The 23588-nt window shown below is 45.1% G+C and carries 15 protein-coding genes and 1 pseudogene; 6 read left to right on the top strand and 10 right to left on the bottom strand.

What is annotated here, in order from left to right:
• Window positions 1–117 (top strand): annotated as a pseudogene (locus L3V30_RS10630) (ISAs1 family transposase); the annotation flags it as partial.
• Entirely contained in the window at window positions 95–5365 is a 5271-nt protein-coding gene (locus tag L3V30_RS10625; RefSeq protein ID WP_237308877.1) for a Calx-beta domain-containing protein, read from the top strand. The pseudogene L3V30_RS10630 and the gene L3V30_RS10625, both read left to right, overlap by 23 nt.
• Before the next feature lie 87 nt (window positions 5366–5452).
• Here the strand turns inward: L3V30_RS10625 and L3V30_RS10620 are convergent, their stop codons facing one another.
• Together L3V30_RS10620 and L3V30_RS10615 are read right to left on the bottom strand one after the other, a co-directional pair.
• Window positions 5453–6067, bottom strand: a complete 615-nt coding sequence (locus tag L3V30_RS10620; protein ID WP_006741557.1) for an OmpA family protein — start codon at window positions 6065–6067, stop codon at window positions 5453–5455.
• Between the two features lie 2 nt (window positions 6068–6069).
• A complete protein-coding gene (locus L3V30_RS10615; RefSeq protein ID WP_237308876.1) occupies window positions 6070–7386 on the bottom strand; it encodes a TolC family outer membrane protein in 1317 nt (438 codons plus the stop codon).
• Window positions 7387–7788: 402 nt separating this feature from the next.
• On the opposite strand from L3V30_RS10615, the gene L3V30_RS10610 reads away from it, so the two are divergent.
• A complete protein-coding gene (locus L3V30_RS10610; protein WP_237308875.1) occupies window positions 7789–13926 on the top strand; it encodes a Calx-beta domain-containing protein in 6138 nt (2045 codons plus the stop codon).
• 76 nt (window positions 13927–14002) lie between these two features.
• Here the strand turns inward: L3V30_RS10610 and L3V30_RS10605 are convergent, their stop codons facing one another.
• Complete coding sequence (locus tag L3V30_RS10605; RefSeq protein WP_167713295.1) at window positions 14003–15196, bottom strand: class I SAM-dependent methyltransferase; 1194 nt, start codon at window positions 15194–15196, stop codon at window positions 14003–14005.
• A gap of 162 nt (window positions 15197–15358) precedes the next feature.
• A complete protein-coding gene (locus tag L3V30_RS10600) occupies window positions 15359–16762 on the bottom strand; it encodes a methyl-accepting chemotaxis protein (protein ID WP_237308874.1) in 1404 nt (467 codons plus the stop codon).
• A 90-nt stretch (window positions 16763–16852) separates the two neighbouring features.
• Between L3V30_RS10600 and yccX the strand changes: the two genes are divergently transcribed.
• The gene (gene yccX / locus L3V30_RS10595) at window positions 16853–17125 is read left to right on the top strand and encodes an acylphosphatase (RefSeq protein ID WP_054867047.1); all 273 of its coding nucleotides are present in this window, start codon (window positions 16853–16855) and stop codon (window positions 17123–17125) included.
• 3 nt (window positions 17126–17128) lie between these two features.
• On the opposite strand, the gene L3V30_RS10590 is transcribed toward yccX, so the two are convergent.
• Window positions 17129–17458: a TusE/DsrC/DsvC family sulfur relay protein gene (locus L3V30_RS10590; protein ID WP_005377396.1), complete on the bottom strand. Its 330-nt coding sequence runs from the start codon at window positions 17456–17458 to the stop codon at window positions 17129–17131.
• Between the two features lie 408 nt (window positions 17459–17866).
• On the opposite strand from L3V30_RS10590, the gene L3V30_RS10585 reads away from it, so the two are divergent.
• Entirely contained in the window at window positions 17867–18241 is a 375-nt protein-coding gene (locus L3V30_RS10585; RefSeq protein WP_005396572.1) for a hypothetical protein, read from the top strand.
• A 77-nt stretch (window positions 18242–18318) separates the two neighbouring features.
• On the opposite strand, the gene L3V30_RS10580 is transcribed toward L3V30_RS10585, so the two are convergent.
• The 4 genes from L3V30_RS10580 to L3V30_RS10565 form a co-directional block, all read right to left on the bottom strand.
• Window positions 18319–18987 (bottom strand): Bax inhibitor-1/YccA family protein, encoded by a 669-nt coding sequence (locus L3V30_RS10580; protein WP_046876207.1) that lies wholly within the window; start codon window positions 18985–18987, stop codon window positions 18319–18321.
• Window positions 18988–19237: 250 nt separating this feature from the next.
• Entirely contained in the window at window positions 19238–19987 is a 750-nt protein-coding gene (locus L3V30_RS10575; RefSeq protein ID WP_005377400.1) for an amino acid ABC transporter ATP-binding protein, read from the bottom strand.
• A 23-nt stretch (window positions 19988–20010) separates the two neighbouring features.
• The gene (locus L3V30_RS10570) at window positions 20011–21108 is read right to left on the bottom strand and encodes an amino acid ABC transporter permease (protein WP_012841798.1); all 1098 of its coding nucleotides are present in this window, start codon (window positions 21106–21108) and stop codon (window positions 20011–20013) included.
• A gap of 1 nt (window position 21109) precedes the next feature.
• Complete coding sequence (locus tag L3V30_RS10565) at window positions 21110–22315, bottom strand: amino acid ABC transporter permease (protein WP_006743259.1); 1206 nt, start codon at window positions 22313–22315, stop codon at window positions 21110–21112.
• A 71-nt stretch (window positions 22316–22386) separates the two neighbouring features.
• Here L3V30_RS10565 and L3V30_RS10560 point away from each other — a divergent pair, with 71 nt between their 5' ends.
• Window positions 22387–22527, top strand: a complete 141-nt coding sequence (locus L3V30_RS10560) for a hypothetical protein (RefSeq protein ID WP_165615986.1) — start codon at window positions 22387–22389, stop codon at window positions 22525–22527.
• Between the two features lie 6 nt (window positions 22528–22533).
• Here the strand turns inward: L3V30_RS10560 and L3V30_RS10555 are convergent, their stop codons facing one another.
• Entirely contained in the window at window positions 22534–23562 is a 1029-nt protein-coding gene (locus tag L3V30_RS10555; protein WP_005396567.1) for an amino acid ABC transporter substrate-binding protein, read from the bottom strand.
• Window positions 23563–23588 lie beyond the last annotated feature (26 nt).

Genomic DNA, 23588 nt, shown 5'->3' with positions numbered 1-23588 from the left:
TTAAATCTGCTGACGGAAGAAACCAGCTTCAAAGCAGGGATCAAAAGAAAGCAGAAAAAAGCAAACCGTAGCAATAGCTACCTTTCGCAAGTCCTTGCAGTACAAGGGGCTTCGTAATCTTGCCCTGGTCGCAGTCCCGACCAAACTAGATAATGTCCATGAAGGTGATGAGAGCTTTGGTCTGACGGTTACGGAAATCGGTAGTGTCACCAGTAATGGTATTGCAACTGGTAACGCAAATATTGTGGATTCTGATCATGCACCTTCAGTTAGTATTAGTGCCGATCAAAACAGCGTAAATGAAGGTGAAACGGCAGGCTTTACACTGAAACTTGATAAAGTTGCAGATGAGAGCGTTACGGTTCATGTCGAATATAGTGGCGTGGCCCAAGATGGAAAAGATTTTGTTGGCGTTCTGAGTGTTGAAGTTCCTGCGGGTCAATCTTCAGCTGCTCTTGACTTACTGACGCTCACCGATGGTATTTATGAGGGCGCAGAATCTTTCACAGTAACCATTAAAGAGGTGGATGGCGCTGATGCGAGCATTGCTTCAAATAACAGCGCAAGTGTTGTGATCGTTGATGCCCAAAGTGCACCGAAAGTGACTATTAGCTCAGATCAATCCTCAGTTGATGAAGGTAGTGATGCAAAATTTATCGTCAACATTGACCAAAAAGCAGATGAAGATGTACTGGTAACATTCACAATCGGCGGGAATGTTGATGACAAAGATTATATTGCTCCAAGTACTTACACAGTCATGATTCCAGCGGGTAAAACGTCGGCGCCGATTGATATAAAAACTCTCGATGATGGTATTTACGAAGATCTTGAAAACCTAACCGTGACTCTAATTGATACGGTTGGTGCAGATTCGACGCTTGCAAGTGACTCGAATGAAGCAACAGTCTCTATTATAGATGCTCAGCACGCTCCAGAGTTTATTTCTGGCGGCGATAGTGCTGGTGACAAACCAAATGATGATGTTTACGACTTCGGGTCAGTTAACGAAAACACGGTGAGTGGGTCCATTATTGGTACGGTCGTTGCTGAAGATCACGATAATGACGTGCTTGCATACCGCTTTGCAGATGGCTCGACCACTAATGGTATTTTTGATATCGACCCGACAAGCGGAGAGATTTCATTGAACAAGACAATCGATGATGTTGATTTGGGCGATTATACGCTTCAGGTTGAGGTTATCGATGGAACTGGCGGGATTGATACTGCCGAGGTCAATGTTTCTCTGGTAAATGTGAATGATGCACCTGAATCTTCGCCTTCCGCGGTTGAGATGAGTGAAGATACCCAAGTGATGCTTGATTGGTCATCATTCGGTATTAGCGATGTTGACTCTAACGTATCAGAGCTCTCCGTCCAAATCACAACGCTTCCTAGCGATGGGTCATTAGAGTATAAAGATTCGCAAGGTGATTGGCAGTCTGTCCAAATCGATCAAGTGCTTGATAAATCGCTCTTTGATGAAAACAGTGTTCGCTTTGTACCTGAATTAAATGAGTCTGGCAGTGACAGTTTCGGCGGAAATCAAGTCGGAGACCAGGAGTCTAGTTACGCTCAAATTGGCTTTAAACCAACAGATGGACAGAGTGCCGGTCAAGAGTCAACACTGACAATAGACGTAAACCCTATCGCTGATAAACCGAACTTAATCGCAGTGACGCACGAGAACTCATTACCCCAACAAGAGTTTAACGTTACGACATGGAGTAATGTTCAAGTTGGTTCTAGTGATGGTATGGGGGTCAATGGAGAGACTCTAATCTCAGCGATCAACGTTCTTGATGAAGCCGATGGTACTCGATTGAGTTGGGCAAATGTAGAAGATTTAGGTACTAATGCGACCTTAGCAAATGAGGCCGTTCTCGTTACATCTCTTGTTTATCTGGAAGCTGGTTCGAGTTACGACTTTGTTGGCCAAGCAGATGATAGCCTTGCTATCAAGTTGGGTGGTACGTTACTTGATCAAGCTCGTTGGGGTAGCGACAGTGGTGATATTAAGGGTGCTAGCTTTACACCTTCGGTATCTGGCTTTTATCCAATTGAAATTTATCACCATAACCAAAGTGGTCCGGGTAACTTTAATGTGGATGTATCGATTAATGGACAAGCACCTGTCAATCTGAGCAACAGCAGTCTTTACGTAGTTAGTGATGAAAGTGCACTAGAAGCAACTGATATCAGAACGTCTGAACTACAAGAAGTTAATGGTGTTGCGTTTTACGAAACATATCAGCTGAACGAAGGGTTACAAGATACAGCGATACCGCTCTCTGAAATTAAAACAAGCTTAAATGATAAAGATGGCTCTGAATCACTTAAAGTCACGCTAACTGGCTTACCTGTAGGTGCGATCCTTTCAGATGGAAACAGTTCTATTACTGTAGCAACCATTGATGAAGAACTGGACGTGACAAGTTGGGCATTAGATACACTTACTGTGACTCCACCAGCTGGCTCCCATGATGACTTCACAATCAATTTGACGGCAACGAGTACAGAACGCGCGAATGGTGATTCAGCAGAGTCTAACTTAGCGATCAATGTTGTAGTACATGAGAACTTACCGACGGAAACGGAAAGTGATATTGGGAAGACCAACGAAGATAATTCGCTACAGGGTAACGTATTGCGTAATGACTTTGATGACGACAACACCCTGATGGTTGATCACATTACTATTAATGGTACTGACTATGCGGTAGGTCAAAACGTATCTTTGACCAGTGGCACTTTATTAGTAAACCAAGATGGTAGTTACGTATTTGAACCTACCGAGCACTGGTCAGGTGATGTTCCGTTAATTAGTTACACCACAAATACTGGCGCAACAAATACGCTTGATATCAACGTTGTCGCAGTTGCAGATGCCCCTGCGATCACGATTAATGTGGGAGAGTTAGTAAAAAGAGATGCTGTTGATCCTAATCACAACTTAGCTACTTCTGCGATAGATAAAACGCCTACAGAGAATGAACTCGTCGCTGCTGATCTTGGTTTGGATGATGTTGTGCAAAAAAATCACTCATACGCCGGAGTGATGCTAGGAGACAACAACGACAGAAGTGATACCGATAGCTTATTCGTTGGGACTGATTACAATGACACCTTCTACGGTGGCGGCGGTGATGACGTATTTATTGGCGGTGGTAATAACGACTCTTTCTATGGTGATGATGCGTCCACTATTACAGATTATGATGGCCAAGATACGGTTTACTTAACTGGAAACTTCAGTGACTACAAAATGACCTTCAAAGACGATCATGGAGGTCAAGTTCCATATTGGATTTTGCTAGATAATCGTTCTATCGATTCGGTAAACGACCACACAGGTAGTGATGATCGTGGTGATCACTTATATGAAATTGAACGAATTGTTTTTGCAGACAAAGTCGTTGAATTGAAGCCCGACGGCACCTATGAAGTGCTTCAAGAGCGTTGGATTCCCGTTGATATTAACGTTGATTTGGTTGATGTCGATGGAAGTGAAAGCTTGGCGCAAACTGTTTTTGTGGAAGGTTTGCCGGATGGTGTAGAGCTGTATATCGATGGACATGCCGTTAATCAGGACGCAAACGGTAATTATCTTGTCACCCTGGATGCTAACGGTAAGGTCTCTTTAGATATCAGAGTACCGTTTGATTATGAAGGTAGTCTAGAGTTCCCACTAAGCGTTACCGCGACGTCGGTTGAAGAAGCAAATAATGATGCCGCTTCAACAACAGAGTCTGTTGCGCTTACAGCTCGTGACTATGTTCTAGAGTCGGGTTCACATGGGAACGATCAGATAACGGGCAGTGACGATCACGATATTATTGTTGGCGATGTCCAAGGGTTGGAGATCATTGCCGGTCAGGACTACAACATCGCCTTTGTTTTGGATACTTCGGGGAGCATGGGTAACTGGGTAGGAACTGCGAAGCAAGAAGTGCTAGATGTGTTTGATGAACTGTTAAGTGCTGCAAATCAGGGTGAGAAGCCTGGAACAGTGAATATTCACCTCAGTGAGTTTGCTTCAAGTGCGTCAGCAGTTATTTCCGTTGACTTGAGTTCTCCAACAGCAAGAGATGAGTTTGTAAAAGAACTGAATAGTGCTATAGGTGATGAGGGTGACGGCGGCACAAACTATGAGGCGGGTTTACAGTCAGCTGTTGAATGGTTTAGCAGTCAACCTAACCCTAATGGCCAAAATATCACGTACTTTGTTACTGATGGTCAACCAAATAGAGCAACGCATCTCTACCATTTAGCGCAGAATGAATTCTCGAAAGTGATTTTGGATGTCGATGATTCTGGCAAGCTTGTTACCCTGCAAGATATAGTTAATAGCAATAATTATTCATACGGACAGACGGTTATCTACAAAGGTGATGTCGTTATAGATAGTTACGGTCAGGTATATTCACCGCTAACAGGCAGAACTCTAGGGGATATCGACAGATATTATGGTTCTATCCGTTACGATGATGAACGTGGCAGCTCAACACAAGCTCAACATATGTATCAAGTGTTAGCAGCATTGTCTTCAGTAGAGTCGATAGGTCTTGGTAGTGGTGTTGATGAACAAACACTTCAGCAGTATGACACTGATGGTGTGGTAGAGTCAGATATCGATGTTACTAAACTTGCTGAAACGATATTGGGTCAAGATGTGCCCCTAAAACAAGGCTCAGACACTATTCAGGGTGGAGAAGGTGACGATATCTTGCTGGGTGATTTAATTGAATTTGGCGGTAATGAGCAAGGTTTGAGTGCGATTCAATCACATGTGGCACAGCAAACGGGTCAAGATGTTTCTACCATTGATGGTGAAGACATCCATGAATACGTTAAAAATAACTTAGAAGAATTCAACCAATCTCACCAAGGTGATAAGTCGGATAACTTATCTGGTGGTGCTGGCAACGATTTACTGTTTGGTCAGGGTGGTAACGACATACTCGTTGGCGGTGAAGGTGATGACATTCTGATTGGTGGTTTAGGTAATGATATCTTAACGGGAGATGAGGGCTCTGACATCTTTAAGTGGAGTGAAGTGACCAACGAGGTTGATACGGTTACTGATTTCAACAAAGATGAGGATACTTTAGACTTCTCCGATCTGTTTGATGACTTATCAAAAGATGAAGTTGGTGAGCTTCTTACTGATCTTCAGTCCGGTGGTCATACTGGTGATGTCGGAGAGTATCACGTAGAAGTGGCACCAGATGGCGGCTCGGAAGCGAACTTGAGTATTACGAAAGGTGGCTCGACATTGGACATCCATTTTGATGGTGCAAGTGTCGATGATGTGACTCAAAGTCTGATTGCAAGTTTAGAAGCGCAATACAAAGACATGTAGCATGTCTAGCCACAGGTGAAATTGAAAATCAAAAAAGGTCTAGCATTTTGCTAGACCTTTTACTTTTAAACTCAGTTCATTGCGATGTTAGCTCTTAGGAAGTGTCGTGAAAACGGTCCACTCTTTCTTCACCTCACCTTTGTGGCCAATCACCGTTGCGGTGACTCGACGGTTCAACGCATGACTCACTTGGTCGGTGCCTTGTGTTGCAAGTACCGTGTCTCCATAGCCGACAATGGTGACTCTATCTCCACTAATACCATTCATCATGAGTTCTTTTCTAACGTTCTCAGCGCGGCGTTTAGATAAGTCAAGATTGTGTTCTGCAGTACCAGTACGACTGGCATAGCCCTGAATCTCTATCGATGTATTTGGATACTCCTTCAAGAAGTCGGATAGTTCTCGAATTTGCTCCGTAAAGATAGGATTGATCACATCGGAATCATTCGCGAACAGAACTCGAATTTGCATTTCTTGCGAGGAGTCGACATACGAACCGCAGCCATCGTTATCAATCTCGGCACCTAAAGGAGTCCCCGGACATAAATCGCGCTCATTAATGACTCCATCAGAATCATCATCAAGATGATCTGCCCACTGATCGGCAATTGGCGTATCAATATAATCATATTCATCGCCTTTATCGGATGAACTGCATGCCGAAATCATCAATGAGAGTGCAATAAGAGTTATGTATTTCATAATTAATACTCCACTTCTTCTAGCCATTCTTTAGGCATTTCAACCCTTAATGCACTTAACAGTTGACCTGTTGCGTTCATCACTCGATATTTGGCGTACTGCTCTGCGTATTTAGAATCTAAGTAGTCTTTACGTGCCTCAAAGAGTTCGTTTTCAGTATTCAATAGATCAAGCAGCGTTCGCTTACCAATGCGATATTGTTTTTCATACGCAATAACGGTTTCAGATGCCGAGTCTACATGATCTGACAGGAACTCTTTTTGCTGTAGGGTCAAATCCAGCGCGCTCCATGAAAGCCTTAACCCTTCTTCAACATTGCGATAAGCACCTTCACGTAAGTCTTTCGCTTTATTTAACTGATAGGCGAAGTTTTCTGAGTTTGCAGCGTCACTGCCGCCATTAAATAGGTTGTAGCGTAGACGTAGCATGGCAAGTGTCTCATCACTGCGGCCTTTTAAGCCATCAGCGTCGTCACGCCATGTTTGTGAAGCTTCAATGGAAATGGTTGGGTAATTAACACCTTTAGATTGTTTGTATTGAAACTTAGCAGAGTCTACGTCTGCGAGCGCGACTTGAATGACAGGGTGCAGCTCAAATGCCAAACCTACCGCTTCATCAATGGTGTATGGAATGAAATTCTGATCCGCTCTTGGAAAGATCAATCCTTGCGGGGTTTGACCCACTAAACGAGTGAACATAGTGTGAGAGTCGTACAAATTATTTTGAGCAGCTGCCAAATTACCGTGCGCTTTTGCCAAACGTGCTTCTACCTGTGTTAAGTCAGCGGTAGAGCCGATACCTGAGTTGACTCGTTTTTTAATGTCTTCGTAAATATCTTTGTGAACCGCCAAGTTATTTTCAGAAAGCTTGAGTATTTCGTAAGCTTTTACTGCGTCTAAATACACTTTGGTGACTTCAAGCGCTTTATCTGATGCATCGGCCAAAAGTTGAAATCTAACTGACTCTGCATCGGCTGCGGTACGATCGATATCATTTAAGGTTGCACTGCCGTCCCATATGAGCTGAGTTAGTGTTACCGAAGCTTCCTTTCGAGTGTAATCTGTATCCCCACGTCCCACCTCGTCAGAAGGGTCTAATCCCTCGTAACCAATGCCCGCATCTAAATCAATAGAAGGTAAGTAGGCGCTCGAAGAGGCTTCATTTACGTATTTTCGACTGGTGAACTCGTTAAATGCGCTCTTAATGTCAGGATTGTTTTTTAACGTCAATGCCACGGCTTGCTCTAAAGTTTGACCGAAAACGGGTAAAGACACTATTAAACTACAGCAGCAAGCAATATTTAGTCGGTTCCATTTCACGGTATTTCTCCTAAAAATTCGTGTTGCTTTTTGCTATTTCATCTCATAACTGAGACGAAACATCATAAATAACAGTGCTTGAGTAAGGGATTTATCAACCTACTGTTAAAACTAGGCTTTTGTTTAAAAATTCCAGAATTTCGCCTTTTTAAACCTTAGCACATATGGCAAATGTTGCTCAGCAACACAGCATGTTTAGGCCAGAGAAAAGCTTGAATTCTTAATATCATAGCGTTTCGCAGCTAGCGTAACTCTATACTTTTTGAATAACTCCGCCCCTTGAGTTATCAAGCATCCCACGAGCTGCGCATACAACGAAAAAATGATGATTTTGACTAAACTATAGACGTAAATGTAGGGGTGACAAACTTTTGACTTGGTTTGAAGTGGGGCGAGGTAGATATGGATCGAGTAACTTTGAGCTCATTGATGGGCAACATCGTGGTTATCGGGCTGGATGGGGAAATTAGGACCCTAGAAGAGGGACAACTACCTCAACCAGGAGAGTTAATAATTGATGAGGTATCAGATACTTCTGAGCTTATGATCGAGCAGGTGACACCACAAGGAAGTTCGATAAACGTAACTGATGATATCACAGCGTTAATTGAAGCAATTGCTAGTGGGGAAGACCCGACTGAGCTGGGTGAAGAGTTTGATCCTGCTGCAGGTGAAGGAAACGGGTCTAGCCCACAAAATACGGGGGCTATAGATCGCACAGGTGCTGAATTACTCGCCAGTACCAATTTTGAGACAGTGGGAACTGACGGAACAGGATTTTCAAGTACTCAGGTAGAGACGCTACTCGATATTTTCCAAATACAACCACCAGAACCAACAGCAATATCAGTTCCTGCAACAGTAATTGTTCAAGAGATTTCTAGCCCAACTGTCAATGAGGGCGATCTGGTTTCCTTCGACGTCACACTTAACCAACCAACAGAAGACAATATCAATATCACTTTTTCTCTGTTCGATCAGACTGCGACTGGTGGATCTACTGACAAGAGCGGAAGTGACTACGTTAACGAGAGTGTTCTCATAACATTTTCCGATGGCACAACAGAAGAAATCTCAGTCGATGACAACGGTATTTTTACTGTGTCGGTCCCGTTAGGTGAAAATGGTTTTACGGTTTCTCTCGACTCTATAAATGACTCTATATTCGAAGGTCCAGAAACATTTACGCTTTCTGGCAACACAGAAGAACAAAGTACACCTGCAACTGGGATTGCAACCATTGTTGATGATGGTAGTGGGCCTGGTTTAAGTCCTGATGATGATCGTCCAACGGTAACGATGAGCGATGCAGGGACGATTAATGAAGGTGAGTTAGCCAGCTTTAAAGTGTCTTTATCGAATCCATCAGCTACAGATGTTGAGGTCGAACTAAGTCTCAACCTAGGTGATACAGAAGCCGGCGACTTAGGCACCTTGGAATACAACACGGGCTCCGGTTGGGTTACGGTGCCAAACGACGGTGTGGTGACGGTGCCTGCCGGGCAAACTGAGTTTGATGTGCGCATTGCTTCCATTGATGACGCCGTTTATGAAGGTCCTGAAGATTTCAGTGTTACGGTAACGGGCATTGGTGCGGTACAAGGCAGTGATACCGGCACGGCAACGATTGTGGATGACAGCAGTGGCCCAGGTCCCGATCCAGACGATGACCGTCCGAGTGTGGCTATTACCGACGCTGGCACCATTAATGAAGGTGAAACAGCTAACTTCAAAGTGACGCTATCGAACGCGTCTGAAGCGGAAACGCAAGTAGAGTTGGGTCTTAATCTCGGCGACACCGAAGCCGGTGACTTAGGTATCTTAGAATACAACACGGGAAGTGGTTGGGTCGCAGTGCCAAACGATGGCGTGGTGACAGTACCTGCCGGGCAGATTCAGTTTGATGTGCGTATCGCTTCCATTGATGACGCGGTGTACGAAGGTCCAGAAGATTTCAGTGTTACGGTGACGGGCATTGGGGCGGTGCAAGGCAGCGATACGGGTACGGCGACGATTATGGATGACGGCAGCGGCCCTGGACCTGATCCCGATGATGACCGCCCAAGTGTTACTATTACGGATGCTGGCACCATTAATGAAGGTGAAACAGCTAACTTCAAAGTTACGTTATCGAATGCCTCAGAGTCGAGTGTTCAAGTTGAACTTGGCCTCAACTTAGGTGATACCGAAGCCGGAGACTTAGGCACCTTGGAATACAACACGGGAAGTGGTTGGGTTGCAGTGCCAAACGATGGCGTGGCGACCGTGCCAGCCGGGCAAACCGAATTTGATGTGCGCATTGCTTCTATTGATGACGCCGTTTATGAAGGCCCAGAGGATTTCAGCGTTACGGTGACGGGCATTGGGGCGGTGCAAGGCAGCGATACAGGTACGGCGACGATAGTGGATGACGGCCGTGGCCCTGGACCTGATCCCGATGATGACCGCCCAAGTGTTACTATTACGGATGCTGGCACCATTAATGAAGGTGAAACAGCTAACTTCAAAGTTACGTTATCGAATGCCTCAGAGTCGAGTGTTCAAGTTGAACTTGGCCTCAACTTAGGTGATACCGAAGCCGGAGACTTAGGCACCTTGGAATACAACACGGGAAGTGGTTGGGTTGCAGTGCCAAACGATGGCGTGGCGACCGTGCCAGCCGGGCAAACCGAATTTGATGTGCGCATTGCTTCTATTGATGACGCCGTTTATGAAGGCCCAGAGGATTTCAGCGTTACGGTGACGGGCATTGGGGCGGTGCAAGGCAGCGATACAGGTACGGCGACGATAGTGGATGACGGCCGTGGCCCTGGACCTGATCCCGATGATGACCGCCCAAGTGTGACTATTACGGATGCTGGCACCATTAATGAAGGTGAAACAGCTAACTTCAAAGTTACGTTATCGAATGCGTCTGAAGCGGAAACGCAAGTAGAGTTGGGTCTTAATCTCGGCGACACCGAAGCCGGTGACTTAGGTATCTTAGAATACAACACGGGAAGTGGTTGGGTAACAGTGCCAAACGATGGAGTGGTAACGGTGCCAGCCGGACAGACCGAGTTTGATGTGCGCATTGCTTCTATTGATGACGCCGTTTATGAAGGCCCAGAGGATTTCAGCGTTACGGTGACGGGCATTGGGGCGGTGCAAGGCAGCGATACAGGTACGGCGACGATTGTGGATGACGGCAGTGGCCCTGGCCCTGATCCTGATGATGACCGTCCGAGTGTTACTATTACCGACGCTGGCACCATTAATGAAGGTGATACGGCGAACTTTAAAGTCACGTTATCGAATGCCTCAGAGTCTAGTGTTCAAGTTGAACTCGGCCTCAACTTAGGCGATACCGAAGCGGGTGACTTAGGCACCTTGGAATACAACACGGGAAGTGGCTGGGTCACAGTACCAAACGATGGTGTGGTGACGGTGCCTGCTGGACAGACCGAATTTGATGTGCGCATTGCTTCTATTGATGACGCCGTTTATGAAGGCCCAGAGGATTTCGGCGTTACGGTAACGGGCATTGGCGCAGTACAAGGCAGTGATACGGGGACGGCAACGATAGTGGATGACGGCAGTGGCCCGGGGCCTGATCCAGACGATGACCGCCCGAGTGTGACTATTACCGACGCTGGCACCATTAATGAAGGTGATACGGCTAACTTTAAAGTCACCTTATCGAACGCCTCAGAGTCAACTGTTCAAGTTGAACTCGGCCTCAACTTAGGCGATACCGAAGCCGGAGACTTAGGCTCCTTGGAATACAACACGGGAAGTGGCTGGGTCACAGTACCAAACGATGGCGTGGTGACGGTGCCTGCCGGGCAGACTGAGTTTGATGTGCGTATCGCTTCCATTGATGATGCGGTGTACGAAGGTCCGGAAGATTTCAGTGTTACGGTAACGGGCATTGGCGCAGTACAAGGCAGTGATACGGGCACGGCGACGATTGTGGATGACGGCAGTGGTCCAGGTCCCGATCCAGATGATGACCGTCCAAGTGTCTATATTGTCGAAGATAGCGTTGGCGTGAATGAAGGTACTGAGGCTGTGTATACCGTTAGATTATCGGCGGCGGCCGATATCGATGTGACCGTCAGGTTGAACACCTCAACCGACGGCAGCAACACGGCGGAAGCGGACGATATAGGTAGCTTTGTGGTGACCCTTGCTGATGGTGTGACAGTGGTGAATGCCAACAGTGACGGTACGTATACCATTCCCGCCGGTGAGAACGAGCTGAAAGTCACTGTGCCAACCACAGATGATGGCGTCTACGAAGGGGATGAAACCTTCACTGTGGCGGTACAAGGTGACACTGGCGTCCTAGGCAGTGACAGTGCGCTGGGCATTATTTACGACGGTGGTAACGGCCCTGGCCCTGACCCGGATGATGATCGCCCGACCGTATCTATCTCAGATGCGGGTATCGTAGATGAGGGTGATATCGCGACGTTTACCGTGTCATTGAGTAATGCTTCGGAAGGTACAGTTCAGGTGCAGTTGACCTTAAACCCGGACGAAACAGAAGTGGATGATCTTGGCTCGCTAGAATATAACACCGGAGCAGGTTGGGTTGCTGTGCCTGTCGATGGCATCGTAACAGTGCCAGCAATGCTTACCGAATTTGATGTGCGCATTGCGACCATTGATGATGAAGTTTATGAAGGTCCGGAAGACTTCAGCGTGACCGTGACGGGTTTGGGCGCAGTTCAGGGCACCGATACTGGTTTGGCGACCATTGTGGATGATGGCACTAAAACGGACGACGATCGACCAACTGTGTCTATCTCGGATGCGGGTACCATTGATGAAGGTAGTTTCGCTACATTTACCGTGTCATTGAGTAATGCCTCAGAAGCAGCGGTCGAGGTTCAATTAACGCTTAATCTGGATGAAACAGAAGTAGGTGACCTTGGCACTCTAGAGTACAACACCGGTTCAGGTTGGGTAAGTGTACCTGTAAGTGGCATTGTGACGGTGCCGGCAGGTATGACGGAATTTGATCTACGCATCAAATCAATTGATGACGGTGTGTACGAAGGCCCTGAAGATTTCAGCGTTACAGTAACTGGCTTGGGAGCAGTGCAAGGCAGCGATACTGGTCTGGCGACCATCGTGGATAACTCACCACCTACAGCCCGTGATTTCATCATTTCGCTCGATGTTCAAAATGGTATTTTCCCGGTTCAGGATGTTGAGTTTGATGGATTAACGACGTCTGGGGAACAGCGTGTTGAAGATCTCGAAGATGACGCAGTTACTGCAAATGATGATGATATTTTAATTCAGGTCGTTAGCCTTCCTGAACACGGTGAACTGTATTATGTGGATGGAAATGGACAGGAAGTCATTATAGACGAAACCACACAGTTCCCTGAAAACACAGAGGTTAAGTATCGTCTGACTGAAGATTTCTTTGAGGAGCAGAGCTTTGACTCAGCCGACCTTCTTGAAGAACAAGGGAAAGATATCTTGGTGGGATCCTACACTCCTCCTAATTCGAACTTAACGTTCACTGGAGGCCAGATCATCACCATTGGCAACAGCATCATCTTTGATTCCGACGCTCAGATTTCAGTCGATTTTGCGAATCAACAAGTCGGGTTGGTTGTCGTTTCGCCAAATGAAACGGGTCAGGGTGATGAAATCAGTACTGGTGAATATATTACGTTAGAACTGGATGAGGATTTATCAGCTAACGAAGCGAAACTGAACTTAGCCAGTCTGAATGACCGCTTCAACAGTGGTGGTGCATGGTTAACGGCATACATCTTCCTAAATGGTGCACTTGTTGATGTTCAGCAGTTTTACTCAACGGATATTACTTATACCAGCAACCACGAAGGTTCTATTACCGTTGCGTTAGCAAATGGCAGCTTTGATGAAATTCGACTTACTCCAGAAACCGATAGCGCGAGTGATAAAGCGGGCTTTACCTTGGTGGGAACTGAAATCACCAGTTTTACTGACGTGAACGATGACTTTACCTACCAAGCTATTGACACTGATGGTGCGGTAAGTAACGAAGCTACGGTAGCGGTTGATTTCGAGAACGTCACGGTAGACGCTGTTACGGCGCTTGGTTATCAAACCATGGCCTTAAATTCGGATCTGAATCTGGTTATGGGGACAGATGGCGATGATATTCTGGTTGGTACTGAAGGCAATGACCTGATCATCGGTGGTTTAGGTAATGATATCTTGACTGGCGGTGAAGGTGATGACGTATTCAAATGGACAGAAATGCAATCCGCAACTGATACCGTGACAGATTTCAGTGACGGGGATCAGCTTGATTTTACCGATGTATTTGACGATATGAGTGGTACGGATATCTCCGCCTTGCTTGATGATCTTGGTTCGGGTGACTATCGCGGCAGTGTGGATGACATTTCCGTTGAAGTGACTGAAAGTGGGGGTAACTCGACGTTGACCATCAACAAAGATGGACAACAGCTAGAGGTTAACTTTGATGGTGCCTCTGCAGCCGATATTGCCAATAGTCTGATTTCTAATCTCGAGCAATTACGAGAATAGATGGCCAAAAATAAAAAAACGGAGCGTTTTTTCGCTCCGTTTTTTTATTTAATAATACGGTAAACTAGCACTGTGATTACAGAACTTTACATGCAAAACCTTTCAGGTAGAAACCTTCTGGGTATGCTGTATCGGTTGGGTGGTCAGCAGCTTGTTCAAAGCGCTCCACAAACTTTACTTGGCGGTTAGCATCTAAGGCTGCGTCAGCAATGATTTTCTGGAACAAAACTTGATCCATTAAGCCAGAGCACGAATAGGTCAGTAGCGTACCGCCAGGTTTTAGGATTTGCATTGCTAGCATGTTGATGTCTTTGTAACCACGACATGCGCCGTTTAGTTGGGCTTTGCTGTCTGCAAACTTAGGTGGATCCATGATAACCACATCGAACTGAGTTCCTTGGTCACGATACTCGCGAAGCAGTTTAAACACGTCTGCGTTTAGGAACACAGCGCGCTTCTTCGAGATATCAAATTCATTCAGTTCTGCGTTGAACTTCGCAGTGTCTAGAGCAGGTTGTGATACGTCAGCGTTTATCACACGCTTTGCATCACCTTTCAGAGCGTAAAGTCCGAAGCCACCTGTGTAGGAGAAGCAGTTAAGAACTTCTTTGCCTTTCACATATTTCATCGCTTGCTGGCGACTATCACGTTGATCTAGGTAGAAACCTGTTTTATGACCGCCAACGATATCTACACTAATCTTTACGCCATTTTCTTCGATGACGACCGATTTAGGTGGCTCTTCGCCGTGCAGTACACCAGTGGCTTCTTTCAAACCCTCTTTCTTACGTACCGCGACGTCAGAACGCTCGTACACATTACAATCAGGGAAGCACTCAACTAGAGCATCAACAATGGCCTGTTTATTGTGTTCTGCGCCAGCACTGAGAAGTTGACACACAAAGAAGTTTTGGTAACGGTCAATCGTAACGCCTGGCATGCCATCAGACTCTGCCGCGATAAGGCGGTAACCCGTAAGGCCATCACGTTCGATAATGTCTTCACGAAGAAGTTGTGCGTCTTTTAATCGTTTTACGAAAAACGCGGTGTCGATTTCTTCTTTATCAAAACTCCAAATACGAGCACGAATTTGTGAAGCTGGCGAATATGCCGCTTTAGCTAGCCATTTACCGTCGTGAGTGAATACATCAACCGTTTCGCCAAGAGCGGGTTCGCCCTCAACTTTGTTGATGCCTCGAGAGAAGATCCAAGGGTGCTTGCGCTTGACCGATTTCTCACGACCTTTTACCAAATAGATAGCAGCTGTCATTTCATTAGCTCTTGTTGAATTTTGAAAGGGGCGTATTGTCCGGGATGTGAATGGTAAAAGCAATATCCCTCGGCAATCCAGTACATTGTAGTGACTTTTAAATACAAAAAAGGGTCACTAAAGTAACCCTTTTATTTGAACTGGTCGTAACAGATTACGTTGCTACGCTTTAAGTCCAGTAAGGAGCGACTCCATGGTGTCGCTTTGCTTACGCAGTTGATCCACGTTTTGTGAAGTCGTGCTTATCATATTGCACACGTTATCTGCTTGAACTCGAATCTCTTCAACGCTTGAGGCGATATTGTCAGCGACTACACCTTGTTCTTCAGCTGCTGTTGCAATTTGAATGCTACTGTCGGAGATAGTTTGATTTTTATCTGCCAAAGAGCCGATTTCGTGATTCACTTCCGTCATGAGGTTTTGTCCCTCATTTGCATTGTTCACAGTCACTTCCATCAGTTTAGTAAGTGATTGACTGTTACGCTGTAATGATTCGATCATCGCTTGGATTTCAACGGTCGCTTGCTGAGTGCGTCCCGCAAGAGCGCGAACCTCATCCGCAACGACCACAAATCCACGACCTTGCTCACCAGCACGTGCTGCTTCAATGGCTGCGTTCAATGCAAGTAGGTTAGTTTGCTCGGAAATCCCATTAATGGTTGTCACGACTTCATCAATTTGTGCGGCATTGGCATCTAACTCCGCTACTGCTTGAGACGCAGATTGAATCTCATTAGAGAGGTTCGAAATCGAGTGAAGCGTATTCTCTACTTTTACTTGTCCAGACTGAGCCACGCTGCGCGCATCATCGGTTTGCGCGCTTGAATCGTGAGCTAATGTCGCGACTTCTCGAATCGTTGATGCCATCTGTTCCGTTGCACTCGCAAGAGAGTTGAGGTGCTCTTGTTGCGTCGCAGAAATATCTGAACTGTGATGAATTGATTGATTCAGGTCTGAGCTAATTTGTTGCATTAACGCCACAGACTCTTGAATCGACAGCACCATTTGTTGCTCTCGTTCTGCAACTTTGTCTATCGTAATAGCAATTTCACTAAACTCGTCGCGAACTGGGAAGAAGTTCATTCTCGCGGTTAGGTCACCATCCGCTAGGGTGTTTAATGCTTTATTCATTGTGAACATTGCGCCGCCGATAAACGTCATGATGTAGTAAACGCCAAGCGCGAGAATAAACAAGCTCACACAGATGATGCTCACTTGAGTCGTTGATAGGGCAGTCCATAGAGAAAGTTCATGGTTTGCAACCAAGCTGTACGCACCATTTAGAACAGACACGGATTGCGGACCAGAGCCAAGAGAAACGGTTTCTGAACCAGCTATGAGGTTTGCTACTTGCGATTGAGAAAGGTTGCCTGCCTCTATCAGACCTTTCATAAGCATGAGCTCTTCTTGGTACATACTTGAGATCAACGTATTAGCCGCGCTATTAAGGACGAGAGTGAGAATGACTAAAGCAAGAAGAGGGAGAACGAAGAGCAAATAGAACTTTTCTTGAATCTTTAAGTGAATGAGATACTTATCAATCCAGCGGAATGGAATTTCTTTCATAATTATAATAACCGTGCAAAAACCCACTATCCTTAGTGGGGTGAATAGACGAAAAGAATATATCACTCAGTAAAAAGAAGCGGTACAAAGATGAACGTAAAGTGTGAGAGATTTATAGTAAAAGGTCACGTTCAAGGCGTCGGCTTTCGTTACCATACTTCCCATCAAGGATTGAAACTGGGTTTGACGGGTTACGCGAAGAACCTAAACGATGGTGATGTTGAAGTTATGGCGTGTGGAACAGATGCACAAATAGGTGCGTTTTCCGAGTGGTTGAAAGAAGGCCCGCGAACGGCAACAGTAGAGAGTGTGATACAGGAGTCTGCGTCATATAAGCCGTTGCGCGGTTTTAAGATTTTGTAAATTCTACAAGCATTTAGCTGGCTTTGGTAGGCCGGCTAATTTAGTCGCTTGTTTGGCTGGCCCCTTTTTAAACAGCTTGAATAGATACTTACTGTTACCTTTTTCTGGGCCGTGCGCTTTTTCCATTGCTTTGACAAGCATACGCACAGCAGGGGAAGTATTAAACTCTTCATAAAAATCTCGCACAAAGTGCACAACTTCCAAATGAGCATCCGTAAGCTCGATGTCTTCTTCTTTTGCTAAAAGCTCAATCATACCTTCTTCCCATTGAGTATGATCCAGTAAGTAGCCTTGAGCATCAGTTTCAATTTCTTTGCCGTTGTAAACGAACATAACGTTTTATCCGCTAAGTGAACATGGATGTTTATAGATTAGCGACAGGTGCAGATGTTCTCAACAAAAGAATCTCGAAGTAGTGCCGAGCGAAGCAAAAGCGTACAAAATGGTGAGTGCTTTTTGACTAAGCGAGGTGCTTTGATATAAATGCTCTTTTATTCAAATAAATAGGAAACTATTCAGTTTGTTAGAAATTTTTCGGGGTGAGTACCAATGAAATTGCATGGATATCCAGGCTTATTCATTTTTGTTTTGTTTTTTTCTTGGCTACTTGTCTGAATATGGAATTTTATCTGTGAATGAATAGCTTACGACGTTGTGTTTGCTCTTATAGACCGATATTCTCTTGGTTGATAAGCAACCTACATTCTGGTTGTAAACAATAACGATGACAAGGAGTTAGTCATGTCGAAACAACGTTACATTGAAATAAATGACAACGTAAAATCCATTTGGTCTATTGAGCGTATTTGGGAGCTCGCGGAGTCCCTACCTGTAGAAGAAATTGCTATTGATGATATCAAAGGCCCTAATGAAGTGACCTGGTTTAGTGATGATGGACCACAGCCAACCTGTCGTGAGATCGCGAAGCATTGCCAACGCATCAACAATGCCGATTTGTCGTATCCCGTAATTTTAACCAATGATTACCGTGTTTTTGATGGTATGCATCGAATCGCCAAGCAAATCATGTTGGGTGAAGATACGATTAAAGTGAGACGTTTTAGAGAAAACCCTGAAGCTGATGAAGTTATCGAGTTAGCAGTCGAACAGGCGTAATGTACTTAATCACTGACAAAGAAAAAGCCCGAAGGAAAATACCTTCGGGCTTTTTAAATTCATCTTGTGTTGAACGATTAATCGTCGTTCATAATACCTAGAATGCTTAGTAGGCTAGTGAACAAGTTAAGGATGTTTAGGTACATCGAAATTGTCGCACTAATGTAGTTAGTTTCTTCGCCGCGAACGATACGGCTTGTATCAAACAAGATGAAACCAGAGAACACTAGTGCAGAGACGCTGCTTATTACTAGTTGGGCCATTGTTGAACCAACGAAAATGTTAATCAGCATCGCCACGATAACAATGATCAAACCTGCCATCAGGAAGTTACGCATGAAAGAGAAATCTTTCTTGCTCGAAATGGTGTAAGCCGATAGGCCTAGAAACACCATGCCAGTCAACCCTAGAGCTTGAGCAATGATCGTTGGACCGTTTGGAATCGATGCGTAGTAGTTAAGCATTGGACCTAAAGCACCACCCATTAGAGTTGTGAAAACAAATGTCCAAACGATACCAGATGATGAGTTGATTGCTTTTGGCATGACAAAGAACAAAATACCAATCGCTGCAATTTGCATCACGATCGCCATGATTGGTGAAATTTGCATTGCCATTGTTGCCACTGCTGCGATCGCACTGGTCATCAGTGTCATCGACAGTAGGAAGTAAGTGTTTTTCAGTACTTTGTTAGTTTCAAGTGTGTTGGGAACACTTGTTGAACGAGTAAACATTGGACTGTTCATAATTATCCTCAGTAAGGGAGTTTACTATTGGTACATTTATGGGGCTGAAAGTTCAAAAAATCAAGCCCTAACCATGCGTAACTTAGATAAAATAATAATAGAAATAAGATGTTATGTATTTGACAACTTGTAACACAATATTACTGCAGAGCAAAGTCATAGCAATTGTCACACAGAATTTTGAATTTAGTAACAAAAAGCACTGACTTCATTGAAATCAGTGCTTTTATTATACCAGTTGCAAAAGATCTTAGTGATGTAAGATTTGCGCTAGGAAATTTTGAGTTCGATCTGATTGAGGGTTTTCAAAGAAATCAACAGGGTTGTTCTCTTCGATGATCTCTCCTGCGTCCATAAATATCACGCGATCGGCAACCTCTTTCGCAAAGCCCATTTCATGTGTCACACAGAGCATGGTCATGCCTTCCTCGGCGAGCTCGACCATTACATCCAACACTTCGCGAACCATCTCCGGATCAAGTGCTGATGTTGGTTCATCAAAAAGCATGACTTTAGGGTTCATACACAAAGAGCGAGCAATCGCCACGCGTTGTTGCTGACCACCAGACAACTGGCCAGGATATTTCTCTGCTTGGTCCGGAATTTTAACGCGTTCCAGATATTTCATCGCGACCGCTTCTGCCTCATCTTTAGGCATCTTCTTCACCCAAATAGGCGCGAGCGTACAGTTTTCCAGTACGGTTAAATGAGGGAAGAGATTAAAGTGCTGAAAGCACATGCCCACTTCACGGCGCACAGCTTCAATATTTTTCAAATCTTCAGTTAATTCCGTACCGGAAACATAAATACTGCCAGCTTGGTGCTCTTCGAGGCGGTTAATACAGCGAATCATCGTTGATTTTCCTGACCCTGATGGGCCACAGATTACGATCTTTTCCCCGCGCTTAACATCGAGGTTAATATTCTTTAGTACGTGAAACTCACCATACCATTTATTCATGTCCTTCAATTGGATCATATAGTCTTGTTGTTGCGTCATAATACGTCCTTGAGCTTGATGAGTTATCGTTTGTGACCGGTATGAAGTTTGTTTTCAAGCCATATCGAATAACGCGACATGCCAAAACAAAATACCCAAAACACTAACGCGACAAATACATAACTTTCAGTAGCAAAGCCTAGCCAGTCAGGGTCGGTGTTTGCTGCTTGTCCTATACCTAGTACGTCAAACATACCAATGATAAGAACCAAACTGGTGTCTTTAAACAATCCGATAAACGTGTTCACGATAGAAGGGATCGTAATCTTCAGCGCCTGTGGCAAGATAATAAGCCCTGTTTTTTTCCAGTAACTTAACCCAAGTGCGTCGGCAGCCTCATATTGGCCTTTTGGAATCGCTTGTAAGCCACCCCGTACTACTTCGGCCATGTAAGCCGAGGCAAACATCACTACACCAATAAGAGCGCGAATAAGTTTGTCTGTCTCGGACCCTTCGGACATAAACAAAGGCAGCATAACGGAAGCCATGAACAGAACGGTAATCAGTGGCACACCACGCCAAACTTCAATATAGACGGTACAAATACTGCGAATGATGGGCATTTCCGAACGTCTACCGAGCGCGAGTACCACACCAATAGGTAATGAAACGACAATACCAACTAGCGCAATGATGAGCGTAACGAGTAATCCGCCCCATTTGTGTGTATCGACCACTTCTAGCCCAAATATCCCACCATATAACAGCCCAGCGATAATGAATGGGTAGATGTTTACGAAGAAAAGCCAAATCCAAATCCGTTTCGGTGTCTTTTCATACGCTAGCAACACAGTAAATATAGCCAATGTGATATAGAAAAGGCGAGGGCGCCACAGTTCAGACTCAGGATAGAAACCGTACATGAACTGCTCCCAGCGCACGCTGATAAATACCCAGCAAGCACCTTCTCGGCTGCAATCGTCACGCGTCGAACCAATCCAGTCCGCGTTGATAAACGCCCAATCAACGATATGCCAAATTGCACTAAAGACAAGATAAGCAAGAATTACGGTAACAATGGAATTGACAGGTCCATTAAATAGGTTTTTCCGCATCCAACCAACAAAACCGACGGTATTGGCTGGTGGTGGGAGATCCGGTTGAAATTGATGAGTACTCATATTATCTCTCCACCAGCGCGACTTTACGGTTATACAAGTTCATTAATGCAGACGTAATCAAACTTAAGGTTAAGTACACGCCCATCGTCATCGCAATGATCTCAATCGCTTGCCCAGTTTGGTTCAGGGTAGTACCAGCAAAGACAGAGACAAGGTCTGGGTAACCAATCGCCATCGCTAACGATGAGTTTTTGGTGAGGTTGAGATATTGACTGGTTAAAGGTGGAATAATAATTCGTAACGCTTGCGGAATGACAACAAGCTTTAAAGTTTTCGCGCGTGGTAAGCCCAGCGACATCGCCGCTTCCGTTTGACCATGGCTAACCGCATTAATACCAGAACGTACAATTTCGGCAATGAAGGAGGCGGTATAAACGCTCAGTGCCAAAAGTAGTGCAGCAAGTTCAGGAATAATGCTAATACCACCTTGGAAGTTAAACCCTTTCAGTTCAGGATAATTTAGTGAAATTGGCATACCAGCAAGGAAGTAGACAATCAGCGGAAGGCCAACGACTAAGCCTAAAGCTATTCTTCCCATTGGCGTTTGTTGCCCAGTTAGGCGTTGCTTGTTATTCGCCCATACATTAATCAACAAGCTGGCGATCACCCCGAAGATTAATGCAGCAATAACAAAGCCACTGCCTGGCTCCATTTCTGGTGCTGGAAAATATAAACCACGAACATTCAAGAAGATGGCTTCGCCAAGGCTCAAGCTTTGACGAGGTGAGGGTAATGCTTGAAGAACAGCGAAATACCAGAAAAATATTTGTAGAAGAAGTGGGATATTTCGGAACGTTTCGATATAAACAGCAGCCAAGCGACTCACTAACCAGTTAGAAGAAAGGCGAGCGACCCCCATGGTAAAACCAATCACGGTAGCCAGAATAATACCTAATACGGAGACCAGCGCTGTATTAAGAAGGCCAATAATAAACGTTCTGCCGTAAGAGTACGTTTCATCGTATTCAATTAGTGTCAGCCCGATACCAAACCCGGCTTCTTGATTTAAAAAACCGAAACCCGTAGCGATCCCACGAGCATCTAAGTTGTTCAGTGCGTTATTTATAATCGTGTAAAAGAAAAATACCAGTGCAGCTATGGCAATGATCTGGAAAATAGCAGAACGAAAGGCGGGATTATAAATCAAGCTCTTGCTTCCGCTCGGTTTGGACATCGTACTTGGCGATGCATCTTTTGTCGGTTTCATACAGCGATAACCTCAAACCTTAGTTATAGATATCTGCCTGTATAAATAGTCACGTCCTTGCTGGTCGAAGCATGTTTTCACCAGAGCTAAACGGCGATATTCGAGTTGAAATAGCCTGTCTAAGCGAATACTTCTTGCCATTCAATGAGCGGTCCTTACTCATACAGATGGATAAAATCAAGAAAAAGGGCGGCATGAACCGCCCTGATTAACTCGTTCTATCGGATTGGTGGCGCGTACATAAAGCCGCCTGCATTCCATAGCGCATTAACGCCACGAGAAATTTCTAACGGCGAACCAGTACCGACTGTGCGTTCGAAGCTTTCACCATAGTTACCGACTTGCTTGATAACTTGGTAGCCCCAATCATCACGAATACCCAAACCTTTGCCTTTCGGACCGTCAACACCAAGAATACGTTTGATGTTTGGATCTTTCGATTTCAGCATTTCATCCGCATTTTTCGAACTAATACCATACTCTTCAGCGTTAATCATTGCTGATAATGTCCACTTCGCAATGTTGAACCATTGGTCATCACCTTGACGAACGACGGGACCTAGTGGTTCTTTGGAAATGATTTCCGGAAGAACGGCTGCAGAAGAGGGATCTTTCAGGTTCAGGCGCAATGCATAAAGACCAGATTGGTCAGTCGTTAACACATCACAACGTCCTGCATCGAAACCTTTTGACGTTTGGGCTGCCGTATCGAATACGACCGGCTTGTATGACATACCGCTATTACGGAAGTAGTCAGCAAGGTTCAGCTCAGTTGTTGTACCGGACTGTACGCAAACTGATGCACCATCAAGCTCTTTTGCGCTTGAGATGCCAAGATCTTTCTTCACCATGAAGCCTTGACCATCGTAGTAGTTTACCCCTACGAAGTTGAGGCCAAGTGCAGTATCACGATGCAGTGTCCAGGTGGTGTTACGAGAAAGCACATCAATCTCACCTGATTGAAGCGCAGTGAAACGTTCTTTCGCGGTTAGGGGTACATATTTAACTTTCGTTTTATCCCCAAGAACGGCTGCAGCCAGTGCTTGGCAATATTCTACGTCGATACCTTCCCATTCACCTTTTGAGTTAGGGTTAGAGAAACCAGGTAGACCGGTACTTACGCCACAAGTAAGAAAACCTTGTTTTGTGACTTTGTCCAGAGTAGTGTCTGCTGCTTGAGCTGATGTTGCCATCATCGCAGTAGAAGCCGCTACGACGGAAGCAAGAACTGTGAGTTTATTTGCCATTTGTATCCTTCCTGTATGATCCATGT

The sequence above is a fragment of the Vibrio sp. A1-1 genome (assembly GCF_021728175.1).
Classification (GTDB): domain Bacteria; phylum Pseudomonadota; class Gammaproteobacteria; order Enterobacterales; family Vibrionaceae; genus Vibrio; species Vibrio diabolicus.
Note: the sequence above shows the minus strand (reverse complement) of the source record. Positions and strands in the feature narration are given on the sequence as shown.

Bases quoted from the DNA above. Each gene is read 5' to 3' on its own strand.
- L3V30_RS10620 (WP_006741557.1), bottom strand. From the start codon at position 6,067: ATGAAATACATAACTCTTATTGCACTCTCATTGATGATTTCGGCATGC.
- L3V30_RS10610 (WP_237308875.1), top strand. From the start codon at position 7,789: ATGGATCGAGTAACTTTGAGCTCATTGATGGGCAACATCGTGGTTATC.
- L3V30_RS10605 (WP_167713295.1), bottom strand. From the start codon at position 15,196: ATGACAGCTGCTATCTATTTGGTAAAAGGTCGTGAGAAATCGGTCAAG.
- L3V30_RS10600 (WP_237308874.1), bottom strand. From the start codon at position 16,762: ATGAAAGAAATTCCATTCCGCTGGATTGATAAGTATCTCATTCACTTA.
- yccX (WP_054867047.1), top strand. From the start codon at position 16,853: ATGAACGTAAAGTGTGAGAGATTTATAGTAAAAGGTCACGTTCAAGGC.
- L3V30_RS10590 (WP_005377396.1), bottom strand. From the start codon at position 17,458: ATGTTCGTTTACAACGGCAAAGAAATTGAAACTGATGCTCAAGGCTAC.
- L3V30_RS10585 (WP_005396572.1), top strand. From the start codon at position 17,867: ATGTCGAAACAACGTTACATTGAAATAAATGACAACGTAAAATCCATT.
- L3V30_RS10580 (WP_046876207.1), bottom strand. From the start codon at position 18,987: ATGAACAGTCCAATGTTTACTCGTTCAACAAGTGTTCCCAACACACTT.
- L3V30_RS10575 (WP_005377400.1), bottom strand. From the start codon at position 19,987: ATGACGCAACAACAAGACTATATGATCCAATTGAAGGACATGAATAAA.
- L3V30_RS10570 (WP_012841798.1), bottom strand. From the start codon at position 21,108: ATGAGTACTCATCAATTTCAACCGGATCTCCCACCACCAGCCAATACC.
- L3V30_RS10565 (WP_006743259.1), bottom strand. From the start codon at position 22,315: ATGAAACCGACAAAAGATGCATCGCCAAGTACGATGTCCAAACCGAGC.
- L3V30_RS10560 (WP_165615986.1), top strand. From the start codon at position 22,387: ATGTTTTCACCAGAGCTAAACGGCGATATTCGAGTTGAAATAGCCTGT.
- L3V30_RS10555 (WP_005396567.1), bottom strand. From the start codon at position 23,562: ATGGCAAATAAACTCACAGTTCTTGCTTCCGTCGTAGCGGCTTCTACT.